The following is a 10558-nucleotide window of genomic DNA, read 5'->3' on the forward strand; positions in this document are numbered from 1 at the left end:
CATGGTTAGTCAATCAAGGTATTGATGAGAAGAGAATAACCACTAGAGGTTATTGGTTCAGCAAACCAATTGCTACTAATAAAACAGCAGAAGGCAAACAAAAGAACAGAAGAATTGAATTCGTCCGTACAAAATAATTTCCGTATAATCCTATTTCTAAGGGCGAATCAAATGATTCGCCTTTTTTATTTTAATAACAAAATAAACTCTGGAAAAGCTTCCAAATATTTTTTACTGAAAAGGAATATTTTCCAGTTAAGTAAAGAATTATTTTAGAAGCGCTATTTTTATTTTTAGACTATCGGCGCCGTAAATATACCACATTCCACCAGCTTTGATTTCCTTTTTAAATGAAAGACTATCAACATCCAAATGTTCCCAACTTAAGCCTACATTTTTAAAATAATTCTTATCATAAACTGTTAAAATCTTTTTTTCGGAACCACAATAAATTATTCCTCTTACACCTTTTTCAAATAAATATTTTTGGTATTCCTTAACTGTTGGTTTTGGTCCTACAACTACATTTGGAAGAACAAGTGATACTTTACCATTAGACATTGATTCATAAAACAATGACGGTGGAAAAGCTTTTTTCTCAAATTTAAAAGTCTGAATGAATGCTTCGCTTATTAAGGAATTAGTGTTTACAGCATGAATTATTGTTGGTTTGGAAAGTGCGCGAACAAACAATGTTATCTCAAAAACTCCACTGGCATCATAAGGATAAATTGATACAGGCTTAAGGAAATATTGAATGGATTTTTGTTTTAGTAATTTAGCTTCCTTATTTATCCAGCTTGTATCATCAGGATTTTTATCATTCAACAATGCAACAACACTTCGAACGCCGCTTGGGAAGATGATTTTATCGAATTCATCGTCTGTTGGATAAGGTGTAAAATAAATATCATTTGCCAATTTAATCACTTCCCCTCTTTCAAGATTGTTCACGTTATCTAATGGAATTCTCGATTTAGCCGGTTTAACAGCAAGATTATTTCTCAATTCTAAAAGTACTTTCCGAAAAACATTAATCCGGTTATTATCCAAATATGAATGAATATAATACTTCCCCTTTTTATTAATTAAAGTATCAAGCAAGTTTTTTATCCGGGATTTTTCCAAAGTATTCCAGGGAAGCAAATGAATTTCAATGATTTTTATTTTGGTTAGGCTGGCATTAAACAATTCATCTTTTAATAAACTTGATTCAAATGGAAAGACTGAAGGATTTAATAATGAAATAACTGCATCATAACCATCGTCTTTTAACTTCGAAAGCATTTTATTATTCGGAAAAGTTCCGATGGTGAATGATGCATTTTTGATATTTAGAACTTGTTCGGATCTTGAACCAGATATCAACGCGGGATTCATCCATATTCCGGCAGAAAAAATTGCGGTTACAATTATTGTTAGTACGATAAGGATTGAAACCAAATTATTTTTAGTCCTTAATAAAAAAGCGAACGCTACTATCGCCAGGTAAAAAAACAATATGGTTATTACTATTATTAAACTAACAACCGAAAATTCATTTACCCATGCTCCACAATTTAGCTTGTCAATAATTGAAGCTATAAATTCAAAAAATAATACTGAACCTAATGTTAGGATAGAAAACATTATTAAGATAAAGAATACGAGAACAAATAAAACATTCTTAACTGAAACACTAAAGTATATGTTTTCAAATTTTTTAATGATTTGCATCTTTAATCCTGGAATCATTTTGTTTGATGCAAATTAATGTTTTTAAATGGAAATAGCATTCAATTCATAAATAAATTATTCTGGTTTTTAATAGCAATGAATTTATTTAAATTACAACTGATTAGTTTAGTTTTTATAGAACAGCTTTATAATGGACAAATACAAAATTAGCTTAAATTCTTAAAGGCTAAAGATTATATTGAAAGCATAAACAAAGGGATATTACCTTGGTGCGGTGGATTGAATATTAAAACCATTTTCAACCGAAGAATTAATGTTATGAATTAGAAAACATATCTTTTAATAAATCATAATAGAAGATGAGAGTGTAAATATGAAAAAATTATTTAGTATTGCTTCCTGGAATGTTGAACATTTCAAAAATGATCCTGCCAGAATTGATTTGATAATTGACTTCCTGAAGATCCAAAATCCGGATGTATTTGCTCTTTACGAAGTTGAAAGTGCTAAAGTGTATGACTCGCTTGTAACCAAATTACCCGACTACAGTTTTCATATTACAGAAGGTACACAGGTTCAGGAAATATTAGTTGGAGCAAATAAAAAACTAACTACATTTTTTACCCAGAAGATGGAATTTAAATCCGGCGATACTTATTTGCGACCTGGTGCTTTGCTTACGGTTCGACTTGACAATTTGGATTACCCGATTCTCTTCCTTCATACAAAAAGCGCTAACTCACCAATTGGACTTGGAATACGTGACGATATGTTTGAACGTGCATTCAAGTTAAAAAAATATCTTGATGAAATTTCAAAGAAAGCCGGTAAAGGTATTTCTAACTTTATTTTTCTTGGCGACCTGAATATTATGGGAATGGAATATCCATTCGATAAAAAAATTCTTGCTGATATTGAGTTGAAAAAGATTGCTAAAAATGCACAAAGTTGTAATATGGTTTTACTAACCAAAACTTCGGACTTTACGTGGTGGAATGGTCCTTCAAGTAAATTGAAACCTTCAAACTTAGATCAGGTTGTTGCTTCCAAACAACTAAAGTTTACTTCTTTTAATGGTAAAAATGTTGATGTTAGAGGATGGGTTAACGAAAAAGATAATACTGCCAAAGCTGACTGGATTAAAAAATATTCTGATCATTCTTTGCTTTACTTGCAGTTAGAAAAAAAATAATAACAAGGGAAATTTATGTTTAAAAAATTATTGCTGTTTATTTTTATAATAACATTCAGTAAAACTTTTTTAGCACAATCTCAATTCGGGGATTTTCTGAATCGCGTTAATTCTATATCCGATCAAACAGCAAAGAAGACCGTAGTAGATAGCTTTTATTCATTTGCGCAAACTAAAGGAATTCCATTTATTGAAAAGAATACTGCAAATTTTATTTACCGTGGTAATTCTAATACCGTTCAAGTTGCTGGCGATTTTACTGGCTGGAATCCCAGTCCAAATTTAACAAAACTGGATGGTACGGATTTGTTTTATGGAAGCGCTAACTTTGAAATGAATGCAAGACTTGACTACAAATTTATTTTGAATGGTGGCACCTGGATACTTGATCCGGCTAACCCACACAGAGTACCAGGTGGTTTTGGTGCAAATTCAGAACTTGCTATGCCGGAGTATGTACAACCCTGGGAGATAAATTATAAAGCGAATATAAAGCATGGCAAAATAGAACAGAAATCAATCCACAGTAATATCGTGAAGGCAAATTACCAATTACGAATATATTTGCCACCAGATTATGATTCATCAGCAACAACATATCCAGCTGTTTATTTTCAAGATGGAAATGATTATTTAAATTTTGCCAGCGCACAAAATATTATTGATAATCTGCTGGATAGCAATAAGATTAAACCATTTGTGGGTATTTTTGTTCAACCCAATAACCGGAATGATGAATATGCGTATGGTAAAAGAAATTTATATGCACAATTTTTTGTTGAGGAGTTGGTTCATTTTATTGATTCAATTTATAATACTGATCCTAAACCGAATAACAGATTAGTTCTTGGTGATTCTTTCGGTGGAAATATTTCTGCAATTATTTGTTATAATCATCCCGATGTATTTGCAAATTGCGGGCAGCAGTCCGGCGCTTTCTGGACGAACAATAATGAAGTAAGCAATATGTTAAGATTGCAGGAAGCTAAACCGATTAAAATCTTTTCAGTCTGGGGAACCTACGCTGATGTATCTGATGACTGGAGGTTGATAAAAGATGTTTTAGTTACAAAAGGTTATCAACTTAAATGGATTGAAAGACCGGAGGGACATAGTTGGGGTTTGTGGCGTGCTACTCTTGATGATCTTCTCCAATACTTTTTTCCGGCTAATTCAACATCAGTTAAAGATATAAATCCGGAAAAAGTATCTTTCACTTTAAAACAAAATTATCCAAATCCATTTAATCCCATAACGACGATAGAATACACGATTCCAATTCAAGAAGCAAACCCGGGTGTATTCATACAATTAAAAGTATATGATATTATTGGAAATGAAGTAACTGTTCTTGTAAACGAAAATCAGGAACCAGGTAATTATAGAATCAATTTTGATGGCAGAAAACTTTCTAGTGGAACATACTATTACAAATTACAAGCAGGAGATTTAGTTTCTATAAAAAAACTAATTCTGCTAAAGTAAATTTCAACAAGGTACTAGAGTTAATTATTTCCTTGTAGAACTCCATTATAAAATTCCTTAATGGAATAATTTAATTGTACCGTTTTAAATTAATCCTACAATTATTGATCTACTTAATGTTAAACTTCAAATTCTAATTTCCAAAGAAAGAAAATATTTTAGTATCTGCCGGATTCCTACGTTATGTGGAATGGTAATCAGAAATAGAAAATGGTTGTAACGTTACTTATAGAAACCAATCCAGTATATAGCACATAGGCGTCAACCTAAGAAAATTTTGCACTTGAATAGCTCCGGCATTTATGCCGGAGTATCGGAATCCACAAAAAATCCTGGACTTTAGTCCAACCTACTTGCAGTAGGCAAGTACAATCCTAATGTTGGGTTAAAGCCCTAAATTCATGGAGAATATTCTTTCCCCGACTTGAAAACCTGCCTACGGTAAGCAGGGTCGGGGCTATTTTCATCATAAACTAAATATTTTACCTTAAGTTGACGCCTTGAGTATATAGCAGGATTTAGGCAGTCGGAATTGTAATTTGCTTCCTACCTATTTCAGCCATTCCCTTAGAAATAATTATTTCACTCCAAATCCTGGTTCCAAATTGTGCTGTTGACTCTAAATTAATTACTTTTATATTATATAAAAAAAGCAAGAAAGGATTTTCAATTTTATTGTTACTGATGCGGAATAATAATATCCGTAATTACTAATTTAATTTTTAAAAATAATTTTAAGGAGATAAAAAATGGAAAAGACAATAACACTGCTAACAGAAAAAGATCAGTTCTTACAAACTTTTGAACGTGAATACCAGACAACTGTTAAAGTTCTTAAAGCATTTCCTTCAAACAAACTAGATCTAAAACCAGCAGAAAAATCTCGCACAGCCAGAGATCTTGCATGGACTTTTGTAATGGAATTAGGAGTTTTTGAAATGGCGCTAAAGGGAAAAATTGATTTCAGTGGACAAACACCTCCTGCACCCAAAACAATTGATGAAATTATTGCGACGTATGATAAATCTTTTAAACAGATTTTGAACAAAATAAAGAATTTAGTGGAAGACAATTTGAATACTCCTGTTGCATTTCCTGTTGGTCCAAAACAGATGATGGACTTAAGGACAATCGATATTTTTTGGACAATTCTAATGGATATGATTCATCATCGTGGACAGATGTCTGTTTACATTCGTATTGCTGGTGGAAAAGTACCTTCTATTTATGGTCCAACTGCAGACGAACCCTGGATGTAAAATATTTTCTCTTAATAGAATTTCATATTATTTGAGAATTGATATAAAGCTAATAGTTTAAAATGCAAGGTTTTCAGAGGCTTGAAGTATCGATAAATTTTAATAAAAAGAGATTGGATGGAATAATCGAAGTTCAATTTGATTATTATATGCATTCGATCTCGATTTATATCTAAATATAACGTGCTATAGAATATGTGAGAAAATAAATAGAGAATTAATAAAATCTAAAAAATCCTCCCCATACTTTGTAGCTTTTATTTTTAGGTTTTCAGTTATAAATGCATCATTTTTCATTCTTCATTCTACACTCTTCGTTCTTCACTCTTCGTTCTTTCCCACCCCCTATTTCAAAGTTCACTAAATTCATCTATTTTTAACCTGAAAAAATGTTTTTTTAATATTGCAGGTATTTAAATGTGGAAGGGATTTTTTATTTTCGTATTCATATCAATTGCATTTACAGTTATTCAATCGCAGAACATTAGTGTTAAAAGCAGCGCCCAGCTTACTTACGATGCACAGGGAGCATTTTATTATCCAAAGTTTACACCTGATGGTAAAAAGGTTTTTTTTAGCGCAGCAAACTTTGCCGGGCTCTATTATATGGAACTTAGCAAAGGGAAACTGGTTAAGTTCAATGATTATTATGGAGCCGGATATGGTTTTGCCTTTTCAAGGGATTCGAAAAATGTGTATTTCAGAATAAATAGATTTGAGAATAGAAGAAAATTATCATCACTTTTAACAGAGAATCTTAGCAACAAAAAAATAAAATATTTAGTTAAAGATAAAAAGGATTTATCAACTCCATTGGTAACAAAAAATGGAAATTGTGTTTATACAAATTCCGGTGAAGTTACGGTCCTGAATTCAACCAACAAAAAGCTTAGCAGAGTACAAATAAAAAAAACCAACCCGGTTGTGCTTATCGAAAATCAAAATTTAATATTGTTCAGGAATGGAAAAAAGAATGTTCTTAATCCTCTTGGAAACGGCAACTATATCTGGCCATCGCTTTCTGCTGATGGAAAGAAAATTTTGTTTACATTTGCTGGAGATGCGTCTTACATTTGCGATCTTAATGGTAATGTGCTGGTAAACTTAGGTTGGGCAAATGCTCCACAATGGTCTCCGGATGGTAATTGGATTGCTTATATGATAGATAAAAGCGATGGACATAATTTTACTTCATCAGATATTTGGGCAGTAACCTCCGATGGAAAAAATAAAGTGCAGTTAACATTTACTGATGACCAGATTGAACTTTATCCCGACTGGTCTCCTGCCGGTGATAAAATTGTTTACCATACACTAAATGGTAATGTTCATATGTTAAATCTGAATGTTACCAAATAAAAATTTTGAGAAAAATTTTTCTACCTAATTGACAACAAGATAATTTTATTTTAATCCTAACAGGATCATATCCGCAAGTATATTTGCACTTTCTTTAAGAAGCGGATCATCAAGTTTATCTTCTCTTGGCGCTACTTCACCTTTCTGAAGCAATTTAAGTCCAGCAGCTTGTCTTCTTTCGTTTAAACGCTGCAATCGTTTTTCTTCGGCTTCATCTTTTTCTTTTTTGCGCTGCTCCAGGTTTAGAGATAACATTTTTTTCTGACGCTCAGCTTTATAATCATCAATCTCTTCAATAATATTCTGGAATTCTGCGCTGTCCTTAACGCGTTCATCATGTTTTGTTAAAAGTTTTGGAATAATTTCTTTTAAATTTTCGAACAAATTAAATTTAGCAGAAGCTATTTGATCGTAAGGAAGAGAGCTTGGTTCAGAGCTTTCTCTAAACTCATTCGAATCTGCAGATGAAGGAAATGGAATATCAGGTATTACACCAAGTCGTTGAGTGCTGCCACCATTTATTCTGTAAAATTTTGCAATTGTAATTTTTAACTGCCCCAGTTTTGTAGAATCACCCAAGGAAAGCCGGTTAAGATCAATTAAATTTTGAACAGTTCCCTTTCCATAAGTTTGTTCGCCAATAATCAATCCGCGCTGGTAATCCTGAATTGCACCAGCAAATATTTCAGAAGCTGACGCACTAAACCTGTTAACTAAAACGGCGAGCGGTCCTCCATATACAATACCATTATCCGGATCTGTTCCAACTTCAATCCTTCCATCAGAATTTCTCACTTGAACAACCGGACCATCTTTAATGAATAAGCCGGTCAAGTCAATTGCTTCCTGCAAAGAACCGCCGCCATTATTTCTTAAATCTAAAATAACACCATCAACTTTTTCATCCTTCAATTCAAGTAACAATTTTTTTACATCTCGAGTTGCATTTTTATAATCTTTTTCACCGCGGGCTTGCGCTTCGTAATCAAAATAAAAAGATGGCAATGTTATTACACCAAGTTTGTATGGAACACCTTCCTCGTTTAATTGAATAACTTCTTTTTTTGCTGCCTGTTCTTCTAATTTAACTTTTTCTCTTACTAACCGTATTTCCTTGGGGGTGGAATTAACTCCAAGCTCAGCTTCCAGGATTTGAAGACGTACAACTGTTCCTTTTGGACCGCGTATTTTTTTAACAACATCATCAAGGCGTAAGCCGATTACATCAACAAATTTACCGGTATCTCCCTGTGCAACTGCAATAATTTTATCATCTTTATGAATCAAATTACTTTTAAATGCGGGACCGCCAGCAATAACTTCAACCACTTTTGTGTAATCATCTTCAGCTCCAAGCTGTGCACCAATCCCTTCCAAAGAAAGGCTCATATTTATCTTAAAGTTTTCTGAAGTAACAGGAGAAAAATAATTTGTATGCGGATCAATTGCTTCTGTAAAACTGTTCATATAAAATTGAAAAACATCTTCGCTATTATACTGAAGCATCCTCTTCTGGAAATTTTCGTAACGTTTTTTCAAGATGTCAGCAGTTTCTTTCCAGGTTTTTCCCTTAAGTATTTCGTTAAGAGCCTCATTCTTAATCCGTTTCCGCCAGATGTCATTAAGATCGGTTTCATCATTTATCCAATTAGCGTTTTTTCTATCAACTTCATAATATTCATTAACTGTAAAGTCAGGTTCAGTATCAAGAACCTTGTAGATATAATTATCTCTTTCTTTAAGCCGTTCAATAAATTTATTGTAGATATCGTAAGCTGGTTTTAATCTACCAATTTTAAGATCGTCATCAAGTTCGGTTCTATATTTTTTAAATCCTTCAATATCGGAAGCAAGAAAGTAGGTTTTACTATAATCAAGCGATTGCAGATAACGATCGAGAATTATTGAAGCCAACGAATCATTAACATTCGTTTTCTTGTAATGGTATCTTGTAAGTAAAGTCATTATCAACAGGTCAGATTTCTGATGTTTACTTTCTGGTTGCAGAGTGGTTATCGTATCGCCATCCTGCTTTATCTTTTCTGGGAAAGAATTTGCAGGTACATATGTTACTAAAACGAATAAGAACCAAATAAAAAAGAGTTTTTTCATAATTCAATTCCGATTAAATTTATCTTTCTTTAACAAAATTCCTGATTATAAGTTTCCATTGATTGTGATTATCTGTTTTTAATCAATTTGATTTACATTCGGCAGTGGCATTTTTTTTACCAGGATTTTATCAATCCTATTACCATCCATATCTACAACTTCAAAGGATAAACCAGAATTTTCAAATTTATCTCCTGTATGTGGAATTCTTTCAAGCTGAAGCATTATAAAACCGCTTATAGTTTGAAATTCTTCTTCTTCCTCACCAGGAAGTATTTCCAGACTAAAGATTTCTTTAAATTCATCGATAGGGATCATTCCATCAATTAACCAGGATTCATCTTCTCTTTTAACTGCATAAGGTTCCTCTTCTTGATCAGAACCAGGAAATTCTCCAAGCACTTCTTCAACAAGATCAGTTAAGGTAACCAATCCTTGGATGCCACCATATTCATCAATAACAATTGCAACATGGTTTTTGGTTTCTTTAAATCGCTCAAGAAGTATTAGCGCTCTGGAAGTTTCTGGCACAAACAAAGGCTGAAGCAAAGAATCTTTCAGCATCAAATCCTTATTTTCAATGTGGGATTTGAATATATCTTTTATTCGAACAACGCCAAGCAGGTTATCAATATTTTCATCACAAACAGGGTAATGAGAATAATTTCTTTCTGATATAATTTTCAGATTCTCATCCATTGGTGAATGCAAATCGAGCCAGGCAATTTGCGTACGTGGTGTCATAATCGATTCTACCCTTTTATCGCCAAATTTGAAAACAGAATTAAGAATATCTTGTTCCGCCTCTTCAATTATTCCCGCAGTCTTTCCTTCCCGGATTAGAATTTTTATTTCCTCTTCTGTTACTGTTGGCTCACTGGATGGTTTAACTCCCAGCAATTTTAAAATAACATTTGTAGAAAATGTTAAAAAACTTACGATGGGTTTTGCAATAATGGAAATTACCTTCATAGGGAAAGCAATAAGAATTGCAATTTTTTCAGGATTGTTGATAGCAATTCTCTTCGGTACTAACTCGCCAATAATCAAGGAAAGGTAAGTGATGAATGTGATAACAATAAAATAACCTAAAAATCCGCTGTACTTGGCAGTAAGTTCAAACGACTTAAAATATAATACTAACTTTTCTGCAAGCGTAGCACCGCCAAAGGTACCGGCAATAATTCCAACCGCAGTTATGCCCACCTGAACAGTTGATAAAAATTTACCCGGTGAATTTGCCAAATCCAAAGCAATTTTAGAGCGATGATGCCCTTTCTTATTTAAATCTTCCAACCTTGCCTTACGCGAGGAAACAATCGCAATTTCGGACATTGCGAAGATTCCATTAGCAAAAAACAAAATAAGTAAAATTATTATTTCAATAGTAGTACTATCCATCTTATTTACATCCAGCATTTTCTACTTTAAAGATAATAAAAATATAGATTGGATATTGAAAATTGGTAATTCG

At 32.8% G+C, this 10558-nt stretch carries 7 protein-coding genes; 4 read left to right on the forward strand and 3 right to left on the reverse strand.

The genetic code is table 11. The annotated features are described in order from the left end of the window. Positions 1 to 267: 267 nt before the first annotated feature. Complete coding sequence (locus NTX22_13810; GenBank protein ID MCX6151598.1) at positions 268 to 1716, reverse strand: hypothetical protein; 1449 nt, start codon at positions 1714 to 1716, stop codon at positions 268 to 270. Positions 1717 to 2050: 334 nt separating this feature from the next. Here NTX22_13810 and NTX22_13815 point away from each other — a divergent pair, with 334 nt between their 5' ends. From NTX22_13815 to NTX22_13830, 4 genes are all read left to right on the forward strand, one after another. Next, on the forward strand, positions 2051 to 2869 hold the full coding sequence (locus tag NTX22_13815) for a hypothetical protein (protein ID MCX6151599.1): 819 nt from the start codon (positions 2051 to 2053) through the stop codon (positions 2867 to 2869). A 15-nt stretch (positions 2870 to 2884) separates the two neighbouring features. Continuing rightward, complete coding sequence (locus NTX22_13820) at positions 2885 to 4354, forward strand: alpha/beta hydrolase-fold protein (GenBank protein MCX6151600.1); 1470 nt, start codon at positions 2885 to 2887, stop codon at positions 4352 to 4354. A gap of 749 nt (positions 4355 to 5103) precedes the next feature. Further along, entirely contained in the window at positions 5104 to 5613 is a 510-nt protein-coding gene (locus tag NTX22_13825; protein MCX6151601.1) for a DinB family protein, read from the forward strand. Positions 5614 to 6030: 417 nt separating this feature from the next. Continuing rightward, positions 6031 to 6972, forward strand: coding sequence for a hypothetical protein (locus NTX22_13830; GenBank protein MCX6151602.1), 942 nt, complete (start codon positions 6031 to 6033; stop codon positions 6970 to 6972). A gap of 45 nt (positions 6973 to 7017) precedes the next feature. On the opposite strand, the gene NTX22_13835 is transcribed toward NTX22_13830, so the two are convergent. Both NTX22_13835 and NTX22_13840 read right to left on the reverse strand, forming a co-directional pair. Further along, on the reverse strand, positions 7018 to 9084 hold the full coding sequence (locus NTX22_13835) for a carboxy terminal-processing peptidase (GenBank protein MCX6151603.1): 2067 nt from the start codon (positions 9082 to 9084) through the stop codon (positions 7018 to 7020). Positions 9085 to 9162: 78 nt separating this feature from the next. Continuing rightward, positions 9163 to 10503 (reverse strand): hemolysin family protein, encoded by a 1341-nt coding sequence (locus NTX22_13840; protein ID MCX6151604.1) that lies wholly within the window; start codon positions 10501 to 10503, stop codon positions 9163 to 9165. Between the last annotated feature and the right edge of the window lie 55 nt (positions 10504 to 10558).

It is taken from the genome of Ignavibacteriales bacterium (genome assembly GCA_026390815.1).
In the GTDB taxonomy this organism is placed as follows: domain Bacteria; phylum Bacteroidota; class Ignavibacteria; order Ignavibacteriales; family SURF-24; genus JAPLFH01.

What these genes read in the sequence shown, in the direction of transcription:
- NTX22_13820 (MCX6151600.1), top strand. Translation starts at nt 2,885, where the DNA reads ATGTTTAAAAAATTATTGCTGTTTATTTTTATAATAACATTCAGTAAA.
- NTX22_13825 (MCX6151601.1), top strand. Translation starts at nt 5,104, where the DNA reads ATGGAAAAGACAATAACACTGCTAACAGAAAAAGATCAGTTCTTACAA.
- NTX22_13830 (MCX6151602.1), top strand. Translation starts at nt 6,031, where the DNA reads ATGTGGAAGGGATTTTTTATTTTCGTATTCATATCAATTGCATTTACA.
- NTX22_13835 (MCX6151603.1), bottom strand. Translation starts at nt 9,084, where the DNA reads ATGAAAAAACTCTTTTTTATTTGGTTCTTATTCGTTTTAGTAACATAT.
- NTX22_13840 (MCX6151604.1), bottom strand. Translation starts at nt 10,503, where the DNA reads ATGCTGGATGTAAATAAGATGGATAGTACTACTATTGAAATAATAATT.
- NTX22_13810 (MCX6151598.1), bottom strand. Translation starts at nt 1,716, where the DNA reads ATGCAAATCATTAAAAAATTTGAAAACATATACTTTAGTGTTTCAGTT.
- NTX22_13815 (MCX6151599.1), top strand. Translation starts at nt 2,051, where the DNA reads ATGAAAAAATTATTTAGTATTGCTTCCTGGAATGTTGAACATTTCAAA.